22 protein-coding genes are annotated in these 19,651 nt (G+C 68.8%); 11 read left to right on the forward strand and 11 right to left on the reverse strand.

Annotation, left to right across the window (positions count from 1 at the left end; all coding sequences use genetic code 11):
- Positions 1–145: 145 nt before the first annotated feature.
- The 5 genes from ON21_RS24135 to ON21_RS24160 form a co-directional block, all read right to left on the reverse strand.
- Positions 146–820, reverse strand: a complete 675-nt coding sequence (locus ON21_RS24135) for an MspA family porin (RefSeq protein WP_039801122.1) — start codon at positions 818–820, stop codon at positions 146–148.
- Positions 821–1,513: 693 nt separating this feature from the next.
- Positions 1,514–2,008: a MogA/MoaB family molybdenum cofactor biosynthesis protein gene (locus tag ON21_RS24145; RefSeq protein ID WP_195044576.1), complete on the reverse strand. Its 495-nt coding sequence runs from the start codon at positions 2,006–2,008 to the stop codon at positions 1,514–1,516.
- A 101-nt stretch (positions 2,009–2,109) separates the two neighbouring features.
- Positions 2,110–3,486, reverse strand: coding sequence for a S1C family serine protease (locus ON21_RS24150; RefSeq protein ID WP_083880849.1), 1,377 nt, complete (start codon positions 3,484–3,486; stop codon positions 2,110–2,112).
- A gap of 249 nt (positions 3,487–3,735) precedes the next feature.
- Positions 3,736–5,121 carry a HAMP domain-containing sensor histidine kinase gene (locus ON21_RS24155; RefSeq protein WP_245562714.1) on the reverse strand — a complete coding sequence of 462 codons (1,386 nt, stop codon included), beginning with the start codon at positions 5,119–5,121 and terminating at the stop codon, positions 3,736–3,738.
- 79 nt (positions 5,122–5,200) lie between these two features.
- Positions 5,201–5,887, reverse strand: coding sequence for a response regulator transcription factor (locus tag ON21_RS24160; RefSeq protein ID WP_039801129.1), 687 nt, complete (start codon positions 5,885–5,887; stop codon positions 5,201–5,203).
- Between the two features lie 356 nt (positions 5,888–6,243).
- Between ON21_RS24160 and ON21_RS24165 the strand changes: the two genes are divergently transcribed.
- From ON21_RS24165 to ON21_RS24190, 6 genes are all read left to right on the forward strand, one after another.
- On the forward strand, positions 6,244–8,997 hold the full coding sequence (locus ON21_RS24165; RefSeq protein WP_039801132.1) for a sensor histidine kinase: 2,754 nt from the start codon (positions 6,244–6,246) through the stop codon (positions 8,995–8,997).
- Positions 8,994–9,404: a roadblock/LC7 domain-containing protein gene (locus ON21_RS24170; RefSeq protein ID WP_039801134.1), complete on the forward strand. Its 411-nt coding sequence runs from the start codon at positions 8,994–8,996 to the stop codon at positions 9,402–9,404. Before ON21_RS24165 ends, ON21_RS24170 begins: the two co-directional genes overlap by 4 nt.
- 7 nt (positions 9,405–9,411) lie before the next feature.
- Complete coding sequence (locus ON21_RS24175; RefSeq protein ID WP_040782732.1) at positions 9,412–9,783, forward strand: DUF742 domain-containing protein; 372 nt, start codon at positions 9,412–9,414, stop codon at positions 9,781–9,783.
- A 100-nt stretch (positions 9,784–9,883) separates the two neighbouring features.
- Positions 9,884–10,441, forward strand: coding sequence for a GTP-binding protein (locus ON21_RS24180; protein WP_039801302.1), 558 nt, complete (start codon positions 9,884–9,886; stop codon positions 10,439–10,441).
- A complete protein-coding gene (locus ON21_RS24185; protein WP_051021303.1) occupies positions 10,434–11,240 on the forward strand; it encodes an MHYT domain-containing protein in 807 nt (268 codons plus the stop codon). Before ON21_RS24180 ends, ON21_RS24185 begins: the two co-directional genes overlap by 8 nt.
- Before the next feature lie 146 nt (positions 11,241–11,386).
- On the forward strand, positions 11,387–12,484 hold the full coding sequence (locus tag ON21_RS24190) for a glycoside hydrolase domain-containing protein (protein WP_083880859.1): 1,098 nt from the start codon (positions 11,387–11,389) through the stop codon (positions 12,482–12,484).
- A 425-nt stretch (positions 12,485–12,909) separates the two neighbouring features.
- On the opposite strand, the gene rpmF is transcribed toward ON21_RS24190, so the two are convergent.
- Genes rpmF through mrf form a run of 3 tightly spaced genes read right to left on the reverse strand, consistent with a single transcriptional unit; the run spans position 12,910 to position 14,691 of the window.
- A complete protein-coding gene (gene rpmF / locus ON21_RS24195; protein ID WP_039801137.1) occupies positions 12,910–13,083 on the reverse strand; it encodes a 50S ribosomal protein L32 in 174 nt (57 codons plus the stop codon).
- A gap of 1 nt (position 13,084) precedes the next feature.
- Positions 13,085–13,345, reverse strand: coding sequence for a type B 50S ribosomal protein L31 (locus ON21_RS24200; protein WP_039801138.1), 261 nt, complete (start codon positions 13,343–13,345; stop codon positions 13,085–13,087).
- Complete coding sequence (gene mrf, locus ON21_RS24205) at positions 13,342–14,691, reverse strand: ribosome hibernation factor-recruiting GTPase MRF (protein WP_245562710.1); 1,350 nt, start codon at positions 14,689–14,691, stop codon at positions 13,342–13,344. Before mrf ends, ON21_RS24200 begins: the two co-directional genes overlap by 4 nt.
- 101 nt (positions 14,692–14,792) lie before the next feature.
- On the opposite strand from mrf, the gene rpmB reads away from it, so the two are divergent.
- From rpmB to rpsR, 4 genes are read left to right on the forward strand one after another with little or no spacing between them, the layout of a single operon-like run.
- Positions 14,793–15,029, forward strand: a complete 237-nt coding sequence (gene rpmB, locus ON21_RS24210) for a 50S ribosomal protein L28 (protein WP_039801141.1) — start codon at positions 14,793–14,795, stop codon at positions 15,027–15,029.
- An 8-nt stretch (positions 15,030–15,037) separates the two neighbouring features.
- Positions 15,038–15,208: a 50S ribosomal protein L33 gene (gene rpmG, locus ON21_RS24215; protein ID WP_039801144.1), complete on the forward strand. Its 171-nt coding sequence runs from the start codon at positions 15,038–15,040 to the stop codon at positions 15,206–15,208.
- Position 15,209: 1 nt separating this feature from the next.
- A complete protein-coding gene (rpsN, locus tag ON21_RS24220; RefSeq protein ID WP_039801146.1) occupies positions 15,210–15,515 on the forward strand; it encodes a 30S ribosomal protein S14 in 306 nt (101 codons plus the stop codon).
- 34 nt (positions 15,516–15,549) lie between these two features.
- Positions 15,550–15,804 carry a 30S ribosomal protein S18 gene (gene rpsR / locus ON21_RS24225; RefSeq protein ID WP_011211513.1) on the forward strand — a complete coding sequence of 85 codons (255 nt, stop codon included), beginning with the start codon at positions 15,550–15,552 and terminating at the stop codon, positions 15,802–15,804.
- Positions 15,805–15,891: 87 nt separating this feature from the next.
- On the opposite strand, the gene ON21_RS24230 is transcribed toward rpsR, so the two are convergent.
- Positions 15,892–16,473 (reverse strand): LysM peptidoglycan-binding domain-containing protein, encoded by a 582-nt coding sequence (locus tag ON21_RS24230; RefSeq protein ID WP_039801149.1) that lies wholly within the window; start codon positions 16,471–16,473, stop codon positions 15,892–15,894.
- A 216-nt stretch (positions 16,474–16,689) separates the two neighbouring features.
- Between ON21_RS24230 and ON21_RS24235 the strand changes: the two genes are divergently transcribed.
- A complete protein-coding gene (locus ON21_RS24235) occupies positions 16,690–17,151 on the forward strand; it encodes a hypothetical protein (protein ID WP_051021287.1) in 462 nt (153 codons plus the stop codon).
- Positions 17,152–17,378: 227 nt separating this feature from the next.
- On the opposite strand, the gene purH is transcribed toward ON21_RS24235, so the two are convergent.
- Together purH and purN are read right to left on the reverse strand one after the other, a co-directional pair.
- On the reverse strand, positions 17,379–18,950 hold the full coding sequence (gene purH, locus ON21_RS24240) for a bifunctional phosphoribosylaminoimidazolecarboxamide formyltransferase/IMP cyclohydrolase (RefSeq protein ID WP_039801150.1): 1,572 nt from the start codon (positions 18,948–18,950) through the stop codon (positions 17,379–17,381).
- Positions 18,947–19,639, reverse strand: a complete 693-nt coding sequence (purN, locus tag ON21_RS24245) for a phosphoribosylglycinamide formyltransferase (protein ID WP_373281151.1) — start codon at positions 19,637–19,639, stop codon at positions 18,947–18,949. The genes purH and purN overlap by 4 nt, the downstream gene beginning before the upstream one ends.
- Positions 19,640–19,651: the final 12 nt, after the last annotated feature.

A 19,651-nucleotide genomic window follows, 5' to 3' on the forward strand; every position in this document is an offset into this window, starting at 1 on the left:
CCGGTGGAGAACAGGCCCATGGCGATGGTGGCGGCGGCGCCGAGGCCGGCCATCCGCGCCAGGTTCTTACGGTTGATCATGGTTGATATCCCTCGAGGGTTGAGTCCGCTTCAGCGGGAGGATGGTTCGTTGAATTCGACAGACGTCAGCCGATGCTGAACGGCATCCCGTAGAGGGTGGTCTTCGAGTAGTGATCGCCGATGATCTCGACGACCGTGTACGAACGCGCCTGCGCGTAACCCGCGCAGCCCTGGATCTGGATCTCGGCATCCTGATACTCGACGGAGTACACACCCGGCTTGAGGATGTCCTTGTAATCGATCTGAACGAACTTGACCTCGCCGGGGCCGAGGTTGACGCCGATCGACCCGCCCGCGCTCGCGCCGCTGAGGTTCACACTGCCCGACACACCCGCGGAGATCGCGTCATCGGCGATGCTGACCTGGCAGCCGACGATATAACCGGTGCTCAGCTGCGACGAACCATGCGTCGAGGAGTTGTTGGTTCCGGGGTTGCCCGTCGGACCGTTGTTGGGGCCGATGGTGCCTTCCGGCGTCTCGGTCACGTCGGCAACCGCGTTGCCCGACACCCAGACCACACGACCTGCGCCGTTGGCGGCCAGCGACGGCGAAATCAAGGCCCGCTCTCCGTTCCGGGTGATCGTCACGCCCGGCCCCACCTTCTGGCCGTCCGGCAACGGCACGAAGGTATCGGCATTGGCGGCACCGGTCGAAAGCAGGCCCATGGCAACAGCCGCGGCAGCGCCGACGCCCGCGACGCGGGCACCGCGGCGCAGACCTTTGGTGCGGTTCTCGCTCATACTTCCCCTCATCAGGTTCAAACAGTCAACCTCGACCATCGAGGCTGGACAGTGGTCCTCTCAGGCCCAGCTCAGTGTGTCGCCCCTTTGTTGCCGATGTGTAACCGGTTGTAATTTCGGCGCAACGGACATCCTGGCAACGGAACCGAGCCGGGTTCCGCCGAGCGGGCTTCGTGCGTGCCGGTACCCACGCCTGTGGGTCCCAATGTGAGTGGCTCGATGGGAGATTAGACGTTCTATAACGCCTGCCGCAACGTAAAGTTTCGTAAAGTTCAAGGTGACCCGCATCACAGTTGCGCACATCTGAATATGGCTTGACGTGCATAAATACTGATTCGCTACAGCCGGACTCCGGAGCCGCCCCGGGGTGGCGGCACAGAAGAGCCAGCGTATGGATACGGGACACGACCGTAAGGATCTCGCGCGGATTACTTCCGCTCAAAAATGATCACTGGCGGATTACGAAGCCAGGGCAAATGATTACGTAGCTACTACGTAGATAACGGACTCAGCCGTGATGCGGGGGAACCTGAGCGCGCAGCCAGTCGTCGGCGGACCGGACGTCGTCACGGTCGTCGCGCTCGTCGGCGGTGGTGTCGGGCAGCGCGTCACCGAAGATCTTCGCCAAACGCGCGGCATCCCTCGCCCGGCGAGCCGCCGGGCGAGGGTGCTCAGAAGGTGTATGCGCGGTGATTATTCGACCAATCCGGAGAGTTCACCGATGACCCGGCTGGCGAGCGGGCCGAGCGTCGCCATGCCGTCGCGAATGGCGGAGCGGGTACCGGGCAGGTTGACCACCAGGGTGCTCCCGGACACGCCGGCCACACCGCGGGAAAGCCCCGCGTCCAGCGAGCCGGCCACCCGGCCGGAGGAACGAAGGGCTTCGCTGATCCCGGGCAACTCGCGGTCGAGCACCTGCGAGGTGGCCTCGGGCGTCACGTCGCGCGGAGACATGCCCGTGCCGCCGACGGAGATCACCAGATCGACGCCGCCGATCACGGCCGTATTGAGCGCGTTGCGGATCTCCACCTCGTCGGCCTGCACCGACACCGACGCGTCAACGAGGAAACCCGCTTCGGTGAGCAGCTCGGTGACCAGCGGGCCGAGCGAGTCAACACCTCCATGCGCAGTCCGATCGTCCACGACCACCACCAGGGCACGCCCCGCCACAGGAGCATCGATTTCCATGGTGCTCACCGTAGCGCGTGCGTCCAGCAACTCGGCGGCCGCGCCGAGAACATCGGCGTCGACATCAATCATGCGGTCCCGTCCGCCGGGTAGCGCGCGCATCACCGGCCGCCGTCCGCGGGCGCGCCGGAGAGGGTCACCTCGACGGTCTTGGCGTTGTGGCCTTGCTCATCGGTGTAGGTGATTTTCACCTTGTCTCCCGGTTGGTGCGAGCGGACCGCGGCGACGAGCGCGTTCCCGGAATCGATCGGGCGGTCGTCGAGCTTCACGACCACCGCCCCCGGCGGGATGCCCGCGCGCGCGGCGGGGCCGTCCGCCGTGACGTCGCGGACCTTCGCGCCGGAGACCAGCTGCGCCGGGTCCTGCTGGCGCGACACCGTGATCCCCACCTGCGCGTAGGTGGCCTTGCCGGTCTTGATCAATTCGTCGGCCACCCGGCGCGCCTGATCGACGGGGATCGCGAACCCGAGACCGATCGACCCGGTCTGACCGCCCGCCATTTCGCTGGGGCCGAGCGTCGCGATGGCGGTGTTGATGCCGATCAGCTTGCCGCTGCCGTCCACCAGCGCGCCGCCGGAGTTGCCCGGGTTGATCGCGGCGTCCGTCTGGATCGCATCGATCACGGGGCTGACCGCGGCGCCCCCAGGCTCACTGCCGTCTCCGCTGGTGACGACCGGCCGGTTCAGCGCGGACACGATGCCCGTGGTGACCGTGCCGGCCAGCCCGAGCGGCGAGCCGATCGCGACGACCGGCTGGCCGACCTGCAGGTTCGTCGAGCTACCGAGCTCGATGGGGGTGAGGCCGCTCTTTCCGGTCGCCTTGATGACGGCCAGGTCGGAGACCGGATCGGCGCCGACCAGCGTGGCGGGCGCGCTGCTGCCGTCGGAGAACACGACCTCCATCTTGGCGCCCGGCCCGCCGCCCGCGGCCACATGGTTGTTGGTCAGGATCAGGCCGTCGGAGGACAGGATCACCCCGGAACCCTCCCCCTCGGCCTTACTGCTGGCCACCTTGATCATCACGACGCTTGGCAGCACCTTCTGCGCGACCGCCTGGGTGGAACCGGCCGGAGCGTTCACGGCGTTGCTCACGTTCGGCTTCGGAGCGTCGAGAGCGTTGGTCACCGGGGCGCGACCGTCGTCACCGTGGGTGACCAGCGCGCCGACCGCACCGCCGACACCGCCGCTGACCAGCGCGAGCGCGACCGCGCCTGCCGCGAGTCCCGCGCGGAACGAGCGCCGGGCAGGCGCGGGCGGGGCGCCGTAGGCGGGACCGTGCGGTTGCGTGGCGTCGTTCGGTGGACCGAAGGACGCCGGATACCCGGGGAACGGCGCGGCCGGATGGTGCTGCGGCGGGAACTGCGCGGTGGGATGCTGCGCTTCCTGCGGACCGTAACCGGGGGCGTGCGCCTCCCCCGGCCCGTACGCGCCCGCGTCCGGCGCACCCGGCTCCCGGCGATCCTGCGAATCCTCGGTCATGGACTCCTCGTTTCTGCTCACGTCTCGTCCAGGTTGGCCGCGGGGACTGAGAGCGGACTGAGACCGTGCTTTCAGTTTTCCGAGAGCTGCTCCAAGAACCGGTGCGCAAAAGAATCACCGGCAACTTGATGTCTCAAATCTTGCCGCAAACCAATCGGAGCATTGTCCGAAATACCTCACCGACGGTGAATATTCCGCACAGAACTCGAGATTGTGTCGGAAATGGCGTTCCGCCGCCCCGCTATTGCGTCAATCGGACACGGGCGCGCCCGGCTCGCCGGGCAACACGATGCGAACGACGGCGCCGCCGCGTTGCGAGGTATCGATGGCGATGGTACCGCCGTGTTTCGTCACCACCTGTTTGACAATCGCCAGGCCGAGGCCCGAGCCCGGCATCGACCGCGACGACATGACCCGATAGAAACGCTCGAACACCAGCTCGCGCTCCGCCGCCGGAATACCGGGACCGGCGTCATCGATGGACAGCTCGAGCAACCCCGGGCCGCTCTCCCGCATGAGGATGCGCACCTGAGCGCCTGCCGGGCTCCACTTGGCCGCGTTGTCGAGCACGTTCAGCACCGCCCGCTCCAAGCCCGCCTCGTGCCCGTAGACGAACCACGGGCGCAGGTCGGCGACGAATTCGATACCGGTGCGACGCCGGCGGGCGCGCTCGAGTGCGCGTTCCACGACCTCACCCAGATCCACGCGCTCGTAGACGGTTTCCGGCGCGTCCTCGCGCGCCAGATCGACCAGGTCGCCCACGAGCGTCGACAACTCCTCGATCTGCGCCATCACATCGGCGCGCAACCCGGCCATGTCCTCGTCCGGAATGCGCGGAGCGCCGGGGCGGCTCGACGCGATGAGCAGCTCCATATTGGTCCGCAGCGACGTCAGCGGCGTACGCAGTTCGTGCCCTGCGTCGGCGACGAGCCTGCGCTGGCGGTCGCGCGACTCGGTGAGCGCGCGCAGCATCGTGTTGAAACTCTCTGTGAGCCTTGCCAGTTCGTCGTCGCCGGTGACCGGGATCGGGGTCAGATCGTCGGTGCGGGCGATCCGCTCGGTGGCGGCCGTCAGCCGCGCGATGGGCCGCAGGCCGGTGCGGCCGACCGCCGTGCCCGCCGCGGCGGCCAGCACGACGCCGCAGCCGCCGACGACGAACAACAGCCAGGCGAGCCGGTCGAGCACTTCCCTGGTGCGGTCCAGCCGCTGCGAGATGACCAGCGTCGCACCCGAGTTGGTGTAGACCGCGAGCACGCGCTGGTTGCCGTCGGTGCGCAGCGACGAACTGCGTTCCCCGCGCGCCACGGCCAGTTCCTCGGACCCCACCGGGGGATCGGTGGACTGCGGCGGCAGCCAACGCCGCAGATCGGGATAGATCAGCGCGATGCCGGTGTCGTCGTAGAAGGCCGCGGCGACCATCAGATTCAGGTTGTTGAAGCCGTACGGGTTGCTGGCGATCACCGCCGTGGACCGGCTGCGCAACTGGGCGTCCACGTCGGCGTACAACGCCCGCGCCACCAGCGCGTAGGCCGCGATCGAGGTGACCGCCACCGCGATCGCCACCACCGAAGCGGCCAACAGCGTCACCCGCCACCGCAGTGAGACCGAGCGGGTCAACGGCATGGGCGGCCGCATGTCCACGGGCTCGGTCGGCCGCTGGCCGAGTGCGGCGACGGCGGGGCGCTTGGGAGGTGTTCGTGCCATGACCGGGGACCTAGGGCGGCGTTTCACGCAGCACATAGCCCACGCCGCGAACCGTGTGGATCAACCGCGGCTCGCCCTCGGCCTCGGTTTTGCGGCGCAGATAACCGATGTAGACCTCGAGCGCGTTTCCCGAGGTCGGGAAATCGTAGCCCCAGACCTCCTCGAGAATGCGGCTACGGGTGAGCACCCGGCGCGGGTTCGCCATCAGCATTTCCAGCAATGAGAACTCGGTGCGGGTGAGACTGATCTGCCGGACGCCGCGGGATACCTCGCGGGTCACCGGGTCCAGCGACAGGTCGGCGAACTTCATCGCCTCCGAGGCGTCCCCTGGGCCCGCGGAGGTGCGCCGCAACAGCGCGCGCAGCCTGGCCAGCAGTTCCTCCAGCGCGAAAGGCTTCGGCAAATAGTCGTCCGCGCCGGCATCGAGCCCGGCGACCCGCTCCGATACCGAATCCCGCGCGGTGAGAACCAGAATCGGCAAATCATCGCCCGTGCTCCGGAGACGTCGGCAGACCTCGAGCCCGTCCAGCCGGGGCATCATCACGTCGAGGACGAGAGCGTCGGGTCGCTGGACGGTTGCCTTCTCCAGCGCGTCCACACCGTCCACCGCGAGATCGACGGAGTAGCCGTTGAAGGTGAGCGACCGGCGCAGCGATTCCCGGACCGCCCGATCGTCATCGACCACCAGAATGCGCATGCCACCAGTTTGACCGCACCGACTGAGAGGTAACTGAGAGGGCGCTCCCGACACGCCGCGGTGCGCAGGCGCGACAACCCTCGGCGAGTCATCCCTGTCAACCGGGGGTGACCAGGGCCTTCTATGGCGCCGCGGAGAAGTTGACGCGTCCCTTACGCATTCCACCGCGAAACTCGTTCTCTATAGCCATATTCGGTAAATTGCGCACCGGCTCCCCCGGATTGCCGATGACCCCTCTGCACGGTATGTTCCGTGCGGTAAAAAGAAGACCTCTAGTTGGTTCTTTGCGGGTTGAATCAATACCGAACAGCCACGCGCGCCCGAGGTCACTGGTGAAGCGGAGGCGACGGAAGCGGATGGAAGCTGCACCGCGGTCCTGGCAATTCAGCCTGTCGAACTGGTCGGTCACCCGCAAGGTTGGCGTGGTGCTGGTGCTTCCGGTGCTGCTGGCGACGGTCTTCGCCGTGCTCCGAATCAACAACGAACTGCGGACCATGGCGCAGTTGGACGCGGCGACCGAACAGGCCATCATCATCCGCCCGATCGTCAAGTTCGGTACGGCCACCGAGCAACTCGGCGTCACCGCGACCGCCACCTGGGGTAATGCCGCCGACCCGCAGACCGACGCCGCGCTGACGAAGTTCGACCAGGCCCTGGCCGAACTGGAAGCCGCCTTGCAGACCACCAAGGTCAGCGGCCGGGTCACCTCCGAACTGGCCTCGGCGATCGCCACCGGCACCACGATGCGCAACAGCCTGCGCAACGGGTCGCCCGCCATGGTCGGCGAGCAGTCCGACGAGATCATGGTCCGCATCGGCAACGCGCTGGCGCTGTCGCCCTCGGTGGACGACCTGGTCATCCAGCGCTACTTCCTGCAGCTGGCGTCGGTGCAGACCGCGCGGCGCGTGCTCACCCAGCAGCGCATGCTGATCGGCTCGCCGGACGCGGGCCGCAACCCGAGCGTGCGGCCCCGCGTGCTGGTCGCCGCGGGCGCCGAGATCACGATGATCTACCAGTACGCGCAGATCCTGCCGGACTACGCGGGCAACATGCGTCCGCTGCTGGACGCGGTGCAGACCCGTCTGGGCACCTTCAGCCAGAACGCGGCCGACCCGGCGACCAATCCCGCCGTCATCGATTCGCTGCTGATCAGCTCGGACACCTACGAGAAGACCACCGCGCAGCTGATCGACACCATCGACGGCGCCCTGGCCGCGCGCACCACCGAAGCGCAGGCCGGTGCGCTGCGCGAGACGACGATCGTCATCGGCATGCTGCTCGCCGGCTTGGCCTTGGCCCTTTCGGTCGCGCGTACCCTGGTCGTCCCGGTCCGCCGCCTGCGGCGGGACGCGCTCGAGGTGGCGCACATCAAGCTGCCGGACGAACTCGCCGTGGTGCGCGCCGGCGGCACCACGCCCGAGATCACCCCGGTCGCGGTGCACAGCACCGACGAGATCGGCCAGCTGGCCCGCGCCGTGGACGAGATCCACGAGCAGGCGCTCAACCTCGCCGCCGACCAGGCCCGCCTGCGCCTGCAGATCGGGAACATGTTCGAGACCCTCTCGCGCCGCAGCCAATCGCTGGTCGAGCAGCAGCTGGCGCTGATCGAGGACCTCGAGCACGACGAGGACGACACCGACCGGTTGCAGAGCCTGTTCCGCCTCGACCACCTGGCCACCCGCATGCGCCGCAACGGCGACAACCTGCTGGTGCTCGCCGGTACCGCGCTGCGCCGCGGCCAGCTGCACCCGGTGCCGCTGTCGGACATGCTCTGGAGCGCGGTCTCCCAGGTGGAGGACTACCAACGCGTCGAGATCGGCGCGGTGCCCGACGGCATCGTCGCGGGCGAGCCCGCCGTCGACATCGAGCACCTGCTCGCCGAGTTGATCGACAACGCCCTGCGTTACTCCCCGCCGACCACGCCGGTCACCGTGATGGTGTCGCGCGCGGTGGACGGCGGCTACCTGATCGAGATCACCGACCGCGGTCTCGGTATGTCCCTGGAAGACCTCCAGACGACCAACGACCGGCTCGCCTCCGGTGGTGAGGTCACCGTCGAGACCGCGCGCCGCATGGGCCTGTTCGTCGTCGGCCGCCTGGCCAAGCGCCACACCATCACGGTCAGCCTGCGCCGCACGTCCACGATGGCGCAGCAGCCGGGCATCACCGCCAGCGTCCACCTGCCCGGCGCGCTGGTCGCGCCGCCGATGGACGTCACCGATCCGGCGGGCAAGCCGATCGATATCACCGCCGAGCACCAGCTGCCCTCGCTCGTCACGCCGCCCACCGGCGCGCAGCCGCGCAACCTGGTTCCGGTGCCGAGCCTGCCGCAGCGCGACACCGCGCGGTTCGGCGTGACGAGTTCCGGCCTGCCGCAGCGCCGTCCGGCGATCCGCGTCGCCGACACCCCCGACCAGCCCACGGTCTCCACGCCGGTCGGGCGGGCGGTCAATCCGGCGGATCAGCCCGCCACCCAGCCGTGGCCGGTGCTCACCCCGCGCGCCGACGACCGCACTCCCACCGGTCCGTTCGCGGCGGTGCCGCCCGCCACCGGCGAGCAGGCCGTCGAGCAGCAGCCCACCCGCACCGATCTGTGGACCGAGGTCAAGGACGACGAGCCGACGACCGCGCCCACCGTGCCGAGCCAGGCGTCCGCGCCGCAGACCACCGCGCGATCCGGTCTGCCGATCCGTAAGCCGGCCGCACCCGCCGAGCCACCGCAGGAGACGGCACCGGAACCCGCGACGGTGACCTCCTCCCGGTTGCAGCCGGTCGCAGGCGCTTCCCCGACCCCCATCTATCAACGCATGGTCTCGGAATGGCTGGTCGAGCCCTCGACCTCGCAAGCGTCGGACAGCTCGTGGTCCTCGCCTGGTGACGCGGGCTGGATGGCCGCCGAAGATGCCAGCCATCCGACCACCACCGCGCGCACCGTCGGCGGGCTGCCGATTCGCAGGCCGGGCGCACAGCTGGTGCCCGGCGGTCTGGCGCCCGCGGAGGACGCGGGCACACGCGATCCGGAAGAAATTCGCAACAATTTGACCAGGCATCTCAGTGGGGTCCGCAGCGGGCGGGCCAATGCGCAGTACAACGACGGAGGGCTTGCATGACCAACGCGAACAACAGCACCACGGACGAGAATCTGAACTGGCTGGTCGCCCGCTTCACCCGAGATGTACCCGGCGTGTCCCATGCGGTGCTGGTATCCGCCGACGGCTTGTTGCAGGCCACGAGCCCGCATCTGCCCAGCGACCGTGCCGAACAGCTCTCCGCCGTCACCGCCGGACTCGCCAGCCTCTCCATGGGCGCGGCGTCGCTGTTCGACGGCGGCAAGGTGATGCAGTCCATCGTGGAGATGCAGCGCGGCTACCTGCTGGTGATGAGCGTCGGCAACGGCTCGCACCTGGCCGTGCTGGCGAACAAGTCGCACGATATCGGCCGCATCGGCTACGAGATGGCACTGCTGGTCGATCGGGTGGGTTCGGTGGTCACCGCGACCGCGCGCACCGCTGTCTGAGCGTGAGATGTCCAACCCATACGGTCCCGGACCACGACCGACCACGCGCGTCCGGCCATACGCCCTGACCTCGGGGCGTACCGAACCCGCGATCGACCTGCCATTGGAGGCGGTCATCGAAACCTTGTCGTACACTGCACATCTCGACTGGCCGACCGGCGACATCCGCACCGAGATACTGCGACTCGGCACGCATCGGTTGTCGGTCGCGGAGATCGCGGCACATCTGGACCGGCCGCTCGGCATGGTCCGAGTGGTGATCGGCGACCTGGTCGTCGACGGCACCATGCGCGTGCATTCGACCCTGACCGAAGAGGCGAGCTATGACGAGCGCCGTTCCCTGATGGAGAGGACATTGCGTGGACTCCGCGCCCTATAGGAATCCGGGGCCCAGTGGACATTCCGGGCCAAATGCAAACCTCGGACCGGGCACGGCCCCCGGCCCGGATGGCTTCGAGAACCGGGTCGCCTCGACGAAGATCGTCGTCGCTGGTGGCTTCGGCGCGGGCAAGACCACATTCGTCGGCGCGGTCTCGGAGATCGTTCCGCTGCGCACCGAGGCGATGGTGACCCGTTACTCCGACGGCATCGACGATCTCGCCGAGACGCCGGAGAAAGAGACCACCACGGTCGCCATGGATTTCGGCCGGATCATCCTGCCGGGCAACCTGGTGCTCTACTTGTTCGGCACGCCGGGCCAGCGGCGGTTCTGGTTCATGTGGGACGACCTGATCCGCGGCGCGATCGGCGCCGTGGTGCTGATCGACACCCGGAGACTGGAGGACAGCTTCGCCGCTGTCGACTTCTTCGAGGCGCGCAAGCTGCCGTTCCTCATCGCGGTCAACCGCTTCCCCGACGCGCCGCGCTTCCCCATCGCGGAACTGCGCGAGGCGCTGTCGGTGCGCGAGGGCGTGCCGATCGTGGACATCGACGCGCGCAACGCGATCGAGGTGCGCCAAGCGCTCGCCGCCGTCACCGAGTACGCGATCGCCCAGCTGAAGGCCAGTGAACTGGAAGGAACCGCCCGCCATGCGTGAGGTCGCGGTGCTGGCCGCAGGCGGCGCCGGAACGTCCGTCGACCAGTTCGCGCTCGGCTATTGGCTGATCGCGTTGTCGCTGGGCATTTCGGTGCTCGGCGCGGTGGTCGGCTTCGCCTGCATCCTGCACGGCGCGCGCTCGGTTCAGTTCCGGCTCGTGTGGCTGGTTTCGGCGGCGATATCGCTGGGCGGCGTCGGTGCGTGGCTGGCCACCTCGGTGGCCATGCTCGGCTTGAAAGTGCCGGGCAGCGCGATGCGCTACGACCCGGGCAGGCTGGTCGCTGCCTTGGTGGTCGCCATCGTGTCCGTCTTCGCGGCGCTGCTGATCATCGGGCGCACGCCCCGGCTCGCGCTGCTGCTGCCCGGCGGCTCGGTACTCGGCCTGGGCATCGGTGTCACGCACTACCTCGGCATCGGCTCGCTGGAGATCCAGGGTTCGGTCGGTGTGACGACCTGGCTGGCCGTCGTCTCCGCCGTGATCGGGGTGATCACCGCGACGGCTGTGCTGTGGCTGTTCCAGACGATGCGCTCCCCGCTGGCCCGCGCCGCGACGGTGCTGCTGTTCGGCGTCGGGGTGGCCGCCACGTACTACACGGCCGTGGCCGCATTGCATTTCGACGTCAACCGGGCGGCGAAGGTGCCCGACGGCGTGGAACTGTTCGACTTCGTGTTCCCGATGTTCGTCATCGGCCTGCTGGCGCTGACGGTGCCGATCTCCGCGGTGCTGATCGCACCGGATCGCCGCGAACTGGCCGCACCGCCGAAGCCCCGCAGGCCGAAGCTGGAGCCCGCCCGCTGATTCGCACGCAACGGACGCGGCCCTGGGTCCGGATTCGCGGCTCGTTTCGGGGTGGATCGACCGTTTCCCGCTGATTGTTCCCCGCGGGCGAACCGGATTCGGTGATGCCACGGATTCACCCGCCCGGCCCACTTACAGTGGAAGCCATGCGTTTCGGTCTCGATTACGCCGCGGGACGTCCAGGGGGCGCGGCGATTCGGGCGGCGGGGTACGACTTCGTGGTGCGGTATCTGTCCGACGGTGGGCCGAGCCTACCCGGCAAGCTGCTGACCCCCGCCGAAGCGAACGATCTGCGCGCCCACGGAATCTCGATCGTCTCGAACTGGGAGACCACGGCCGCACGGATGCTGGACGGCTACGGCGCGGGCATCGTCGACGCGCGTGCGGCGCTCGCCCAAGTGCTGCGCTGCGGGGGCCGGGTGGACCGGCCGATCTATTTCTCCGCGGATTTCGACGCGACGCAGCAGGACCAGTTGCGCCTCAACGCCTATCTGGACGGTGCGGCGACCGTGCTCGGCCGCGCGAACGTCGGTATCTACGGCGGGTACTGGGCGGTCAGCCGCGCACTGGACGCCGGGTACGCGACCTGGGCGTGGCAGACCGACGCTTGGTCCGGCGCGAACGTGGAGACCAGGCGGGCCATTCATCAGACGCGGCGCCAAGTGACGGTCGGCGGCGTGCGCTGTGACGTGAACGAGGCCGAGACGCTCGATTTCGGCCAGTGGGATTTCGTGGAACAGGAGGAGCCGGACGTGACGCCGGAACAAGAGGCAGTGCTGCGCGACATCCAGATTCAGCTGCGCGGACCCGACTTGTCCGGCTGGCCGCAGCTCGGCGCCGACGCGGACGGCCGGAATCGGACGCTGGTGGACGGATTGGCCGCGGCACTGACCCGAATCGCCGCGCTGGAGCACGAATCCGCCGAGTTGCGAACGCAAGTGGGCGAATTGCGCACCGAGATCAGCGAACTGGAGGCGACGACGGCCGAGCTGACCGAGCAGGTGGAGCGCTGGAACGGACGGCACTGGCCGTGGCCGCTGTCGCTGATCGAGGGTCCCGCGGCACTGGTCGGTGAACAGCTGGCCCGACTCGAAGCACTGCTGCCGGACCTTCCCGGCCTGCCGGGCCACGACGGCGAGCGGCGCACACCGGGCGGCGATGCCGGACCAGCGGCGTTGACCTCGAAAAACCGAACCTCCCCCGGTGCGATCGACGAGCGCGCGCAAGTGCGGGAGCGAGAGTGACCGGGGCGAGCGAAACCAGCTGAACGGCCCCAAAATTGGCGATGAGCGGGTTCTCTTGGAAACCAAGAGAACCCGCCCTCGACGACGAGGGTACCGGTATCCGGCTGCGCGCGCACCATTTTCGGCGAACTTTTCTGTGACCGAAAACAAACCGGCGGTCCGGAACTTCGCATGTGGCTATCCGATCGCAATCACTTCCGACGCAATAGTGCGACGTGATGCCGGACACATTGATAGCTAGAAGATAGCTACGATGCAGGGTGTGGCCCGGAAAATTTTTTCCAGAAGGCACCGAAGTGCCCGTTTTCAGACGGCCGACCAGCATCCGGCCCGTTCCGGGCGGCGCCGGCATCGGTCGAGCAATCGCCAGTCGCTCGCGGCGTTCGGCGCGGGAGTTCGTATGGTCTCCCCGAGGGCGTAGCGCTTCAGAGCTTCTCGACGTCGATCAAGCCGCGCCGCACGGCCGCGACCAACCTGCGCGGCACTCGATGCACGACGCCTCCGACGGTCACCGGCACCAGATCCACCGGCGCGGCTTTCCAGTTCGACCGACGGCTGCGAGTGTTCGACCGCGACATCTTCCGCTTCGGCACCGCCATCTCAGGCCTCCTTCCGCATGCGCTTGCCGTATTTGCGTTCGAACTTCTCCACCCGCCCCTGGGTGTCCAGCACGCGGTGCGCGCCGGTCCAGAACGGGTGCGAGTCGGCGGTGACGTCCACCGTCAGCAGCGGGTAGGTGTTGCCGTCGGCCCACTCCACGGTGCGTGTGCCGGTCGCCGTGGACCGGGTGAGAAACCGCTTGCCGGTGCTCACGTCCTCGAAGACCACCGGGTGGTAGTCCGGATGGATACCCTTCTTCATTTCGCCTCTCCTTTCGGGGTTTTCCCGTCCTGCACGGGCTGTCGAGCCTCCTCGTCGCTCGAGCACGGGTCGGCGTGCCACTCGCCGAACGGGTCCTCCCACCGGGCGACTCGCTCCGGCGCGCGCTCGACCAGGCGCAGTTCGTCGTCCTCGACCAGCGCCCAGTGCAGCGCTTCGCGGATCCGCGCGGGATCGGCGTCGTGCACCAGGATCGACAGCGACACGTCCCGGTCGCCGAATCGCTCGTCCCAGCGCAGGGCGGCCATCGCCAGGCGCTCCGGGTCCGCCTCGGCCAGTTCGGCTTCCGGCATCGCGGCCAGCCAGCGCCCCGCACCGCCCACCCGCAGGCCGCCGCCGGCCGATTCCAGCCACACCACCTCGTCGGGCTGGGTGGCCAGCCACAGGCGTCCGCGCGCGGTCACCACGCCGTCGAACAGTACGTCGAGCGCCTCGTGCAGACGGGCGGGATGGAACGGCCGCGCTGCGGCGAACTCCACGAGCTCGACGCCGTAGTCACTGGTCAAGGGCGGTCGGCCACGCAGAAGCGGCGCGTGCGCGTCGAAGACCCGACCCCGGCGCGAATCCGCGGGGACGCGCGCGAGCAGCGATTCCACCAGAGCGGGCGTGACGGAGCCCGGCTCGTCCACCCAGGCGACCGGCGCGCCGGGAACCAGCCTGGCCAGTACCGCGGCGAGTTTGCCTCGGTCGGCCGATGCGTCGGCGAGCAACGGTCCGTCCCCGGCGGCGCCCAGAACGAGGACGGCATCGGCGAAATCGACCTGCCCGACCGCGACCTGCGCCACCGTGCGGTCGTCCTCGGCGGCGGCGAGGCCGCGTTCGGCGAGCGTTTCGTCCCCGGTCGCGTCGGCGAGCCACACATTCGCGTCCAGGCAGGTCAGCACCGACTCCACCCGGACGTCACGCCCGGCGGGGCCGTCGACGCGGCCGTGCACCCCGGAGACCACGACGTGTTCGACGGCTTGACACACCGCCTCGGCCTCGAACGCCGGGTCCAGCGCGAGCACGATGCGATCCACCGATTCGCGCCTGGCGAGGGTGCACAGTAGCGGGAGCAGATCCATCCGCAGGGTGCAGGAGACGCAGCCGTGCGCGAGTTCCAGCACGGCCGACGTCTCCCGCGTGGCGGTGCGCACCGTGCGGTGCACGATGCCTTCGCGCAGCTGGGTCAGATCGTGCCGGACCACGACCGTGCCCGCGGTCATACCCAGCACCGCGGCCGCGCGATCCACGCCCGCCGCGGCGAGTCCGGCGAAACCGGCGAGCAGCACCACGGGCGTTCTGCGGTCGGAGCCGGGTGGGACCAGGGTGGAATCTGCCGCAGCCACCGGGAACCCCTTTCGGTAACGATTTTCATTTGCTGTGCGGCAACGGTACATTGTCGGACAGCCGTTGTCGAAAATGATTGTCACTACTGGAGGGAGTCCGGATGTCGGCCCACTGCCAGGTCACCGGGCGCAAGCCCGGATTCGGCAAGTCCGTGTCGCACTCGCACAAGCGGACCAGCCGCCGCTGGAACCCGAACGTCCAGCGCAAGACCTACTACCTGCCCAGCGAAGGACGGCGCGTCACCCTGACCGTCTCCGCCAAGGGCATCAAGACCATCGATCGGGACGGGATCGAGGCCGTGGTCGCCCGGCTCCGTGCCCGCGGCGACAAGATCTGAGGAGAGCTATGGCGTCGAAATCGACCGACATCCGACCGATCGTCAAGCTGAAGTCCACGGCGGGCACCGGGTACACCTACGTGACCCGCAAGAATCGCCGCAACGACCCCGACCGCCTGGTGCTGCGCAAGTACGACCCGATGGTGCGCAAGCACGTCGACTTCCGTGAGGAGCGCTGAGATGGCCAAGAAGTCGAAGATCGCGCGCGATCAGCAGCGCAGGGCGCTCGTCGCGCGCTACGCGGGGCGGCGCGCCGAACTGAAAAACCTCATCCGGAAGCCGGACACACCGGAGGCGGAACGTGCGGCCGCCCAGGCCGAACTGCGGCGGCAGCCGCGCGACGCCAGTCCGGTACGATTGCGCAATCGGGACGCCGCCGACGGACGACCGCGCGGTCACCTCCGGAAGTTCGGACTCTCCCGTGTGCGTGTGCGCGAGATGGCCCACCGGGGCGAGTTGCCCGGTGTGCACAAATCGAGCTGGTAGACAACCACTGATCTCGTGAGAAGGAACTCGTCATATGGCAGTCAAGCGAGCACCGTCGAAGAAGGTTCGCGCAGAGCAGGCCCGCCGTCCGAAGAAGAACCCGCTCATCGCCGCCGGCATCGAGACGGTCGACTACAAAGACGTGAACCTGCTGCGTACGTTCATCTCCGATCGCGGCAAGATCCGCAGCCGCCGGGTCACCGGGCTCACCCCGCAGCAGCAGCGCCAGGTCGCCGTCGCGGTGAAGAACGCCCGTGAGATGGCACTGCTCCCGTTCACCAGCCGCTAGGCGTACGCACGCCACGAGCGATCCGGAAAGACCCCCGATGCGCGAGCACCGGGGGTCTTTGTCGTCGTCGCTACCGAATCGGCCGGGTCACGGGATGGTCAGCACCTGGCCGGGGTTGATCGCGTCCGGGTTCGGGATGCCACTGGCGTCCGCGATCTCCTGGTAGCGGTTGCCGTCGCCGTAGAAGCGCTCGGCGATCGCCCACAGGGTGTCGCCCGGCTCGACGGTGTAGATGCGCGGTTCGGGCGGCGGAGGCGGCACCTCCTCGGCGGCCGGAGCCGCGAACTGCTCCTCCTGCACCGGTTCCGCTTCCGGCTCCGGGGCGGGCAGCGGAGTGTCGGTGTTGGTGCCGGAGGCCCACAGCGCGCTGCCGTCGTTGCCGTACAGCACGACATTGCGATCCGCCTGCACGACCAGCCGATCGGCGGCCTGACCGTTGGTCTCGGTTGCCCACACGGCGCCGTCGCTCTTGTAGAGGACGAAGTTGCCGTCGTCCTGCAGCACGGCCCGCTCCACGCCTTGGTCGTGAGTTTGGGTGGCCCACACCACATTGCCGCCCGGCTCGGACAGCACTAGATTGCCGTCGTCCTGCAAGGTGAGGGTGTACGCCCCGCCCTGCAGGGACTCCCCCCGCCCGAGTTCTTCGCCTACGCGCAGCGTGTCGACCACGTTACTTCCTTTCCGGAACAAGCTGGTAGAGCATCCGACATGAATTGCGCCGCAACGGCTCCGGCGCGCATCCCCGAAAAACTTACTGCCACCGAACGCTTTTGGGAGCTATTACGCGCCCGGTTCGCGGAACGTTCACTGTGGGGTTCATCCCAGTGCACGAAGCGCCCGCCGTGTGTGCGGTATGCGAACCGAAGCCGGGACTAGGGTGTCGGTATGCATCGGATCCAGGCCGGACGCGCCGCCACAGCTGTCGCCGTAGTGCTCGCCTGTCTCGCCGCCGCGGGCTGCGGCGGCTCGGACGACCAAGCGAGGACATCGAGCACCAGCGCCTCCCCGACCGCGGCGCCGAGCACGCCGACCGAGGACCCGCGCGGCAACCAGGGCAACGAATTCACCGCGGATCCGGCCATCGTCGGCGCCCATCCGATCCCGTTCCGATCGTGGACTCGGTTGGGAGACAACAAGTTAGCCGTGAACTTCGAAACCGGTTCGCCGGAGTGCTACGGCGTGGACGCCGCCGTCACCGAAACCGCTTCGACAGTCACGGTCGAGCTGCGCTCCGGCAGCCGCGCCGAGGCGGTCGGCCGGATGTGCGCGATGATCGCGGTCTTCGGCACCCTGGAAGTGCCGCTGAAACAACCACTCGGAAACCGTACGGTGCTCAGCGCGGTCTAGGCCTCGGCGCCCACGGCGGACTGGTCCCGCCTCGGCCCACACGTAACCGGATAGCTGTCGGCTTGCGCTCGGACGCCGGTGCGGTTGCGCGATGAGTCTCGACGCGCCTGCGCAGGCTTCCCCGGCGGATGCCACCGAAACCTCTGCCACGCTGGAGGACAAGCGGAAAGCGAACGAAGAACGCCGCGCCGGAGCGGATCCGACGCGGCGTTCCAGGATGACCGATCTCAGTGGGCGAAGTGGCGCGCCCCGGTGAGATAAAGGGTGACGCCCGCCTCGCGGGCGACGTCGATGGTCTCCCGGTCGCGCACCGAGCCGCCGGGCTGGACGATGGCGCGGACACCGGCCTGGATCAGGGTCTGCGGACCGTCGGGGAACGGGAAGTAGGCGTCGGAGGCCGCCACCGAGCCCTTGGCGCGGTCCCCGGCCCGCTGGACCGCGAGGCCCACCGCGTCCACGCGGTTGACCTGGCCCATACCGACACCGACCGAAGCGCCGTCGTGCGCGAGCAGAATGGCGTTGGACTTCACCGCCCGGCAAGCGCGCCAAGCGAACGCGAGGTCGGCGAGCGTCTCCGCGTCGGCGGCCTCGCCCGCGGCCAAGGTCCAATGGGCCGGGTCGTCGCCGGGCGCGTCCAGCACGTCACGCTGTTGCAGCAGGACGCCGCCGCTGATCGGGCGCAGTTCGGCGCCCGCGCGGGTCGGCGGCTCGGCGACGAGGATGCGCACGTTCTTCTTGCGCTGCAACACTTCCACCGCACCGTCGGCGTAGGACGGCGCGACGATCACCTCGGTGAAGATCTCGGCGACCTGCTCGGCCAGCTCCACGGTGACCTCGCGGTTCGCCGCGATCACCCCGCCGTACGCGCTCACCGGGTCGCAGGCGTGCGCCTTGCGGTGCGCCTCGGCGATGTCGGCGCCCAGCGCGATGCCGCACGGGTTGGCGTGCTTGATGATCGCCACGGCCGGGGCCTCGTGGTCGTAGGCCGCGCGCCAGGCCGCGTCGGCGTCGACGTAGTTGTTGTACGACATCTCCTTGCCGTGCAACTGCCGCGCCTGCGCCAGCCCGAGTTTGCCGTCGCCGTTGGTGTACAGGGCGGCGGACTGATGCGGGTTCTCGCCGTAGCGCAGCACCGCCGACCGCTCCCAGGTGCTGCCGAGCCACTCGGGGAACCGGATCGCCGCGTCGCCGGCCGTTTCGTCGGCGCTCAGCACGTTGGTCATCCAGCTCGCGACCGCCACGTCATAACTCGCGGTGTGCTGGAAAGCCTTGGCGGCCAGGGCGGTACGCTCCGCCAAGGTGAAGCCGCCGGACTTCACCGCGGCGAGCACGTCGTCGTAGTCACCGCTGTCGACGACCACCGCCACCGACGGGTGGTTCTTCGCCGCGGCGCGCACCATGGACGGCCCGCCGATATCGATCTGCTCCACGCACTCGTCGGGGGTCGCGCCGCTCGCCACGGTCTGGGTGAACGGGTAGAGGTTCACCACCACCAGCTGGAACGCCTCGACGCCGAGCTCAACCAGCTGATCGACGTGCTCCTGCTTGCGCGAGTCCGCCAGGATGCCCGCGTGCACCCGCGGGTGCAGGGTCTTCACCCGGCCGTCGAGGGTCTCCGGGAACCCGGTCAGGTCCTCGACCTTGGTCACCGGGATGCCCGCGTCCGCGATCTTGCCCGCGGTGGACCCGGTCGAGACCAGCTCGATGCCCGCCGCGTGCAGACCGGTCGCGAGCTCCACGAGACCCGTCTTGTCGTAGACGCTCACCAGCGCCCTGCTGATCGGCTTGCGTTCACTCACCGGAGAACTCGCTCATCTGGGATAACTGCCTTTCGTCCGTCGGAGACAATGCCTCGCGTCGCGACGGCGGCGACGACCTCCGCCAGCAACCGTCGCTCGACAATCTTGATGCGCTCGTGCAGGGTGGCCTCGTCGTCACCCGGCAGCACCGGCACCGCCTCCTGCGCCAGGATCGGCCCGGTGTCCACGCCCTCGTCGACCAGGTGCACGGTGCAGCCGGTCACCCGCGCTCCGTAGGCGAGCGCGTCGCGCACGCCGTGCGCGCCAGGGAAGGCGGGCAGCAGCGCGGGGTGGGTGTTGATGATCCGGCCGCCGAACCGGTCCAGGAAGGCCGGACCGAGCAACTTCATGAAGCCCGCCGACACCACCAGATCCGGCTGGTGCGCGGCGACCGCCTCGGTGAGTTCGGCATCCCATGCGGCGCGGTCCGGAAAGTCCTTCAGCGCCACCCGGAAATGCGGAACGCCCGCGGCGTCGGCGTGGGTGGTGGCCGCGCAGAGCCGGTCGACGCCGACCGCGACGACCTTCGCCGGGTAGCCGGGCTCGGCCGCGGCGTCCAGCAGGGCGTGCAGCAGCGAACCGGTGCCCGACGCCAGGACGACGACGGTGGCCGGCGTCGTCACCGGCTTCCACGAGGCATGCTGGGACGTCAGCGCTCTACTCCCTGATCGATCGGCTGGCGGATGGATGCGGCACCGCCG

This window comes from Nocardia araoensis NBRC 100135 (genome assembly GCF_000308435.1).
GTDB classification, from domain to species: Bacteria; Actinomycetota; Actinomycetes; order Mycobacteriales; family Mycobacteriaceae; genus Nocardia; species Nocardia araoensis.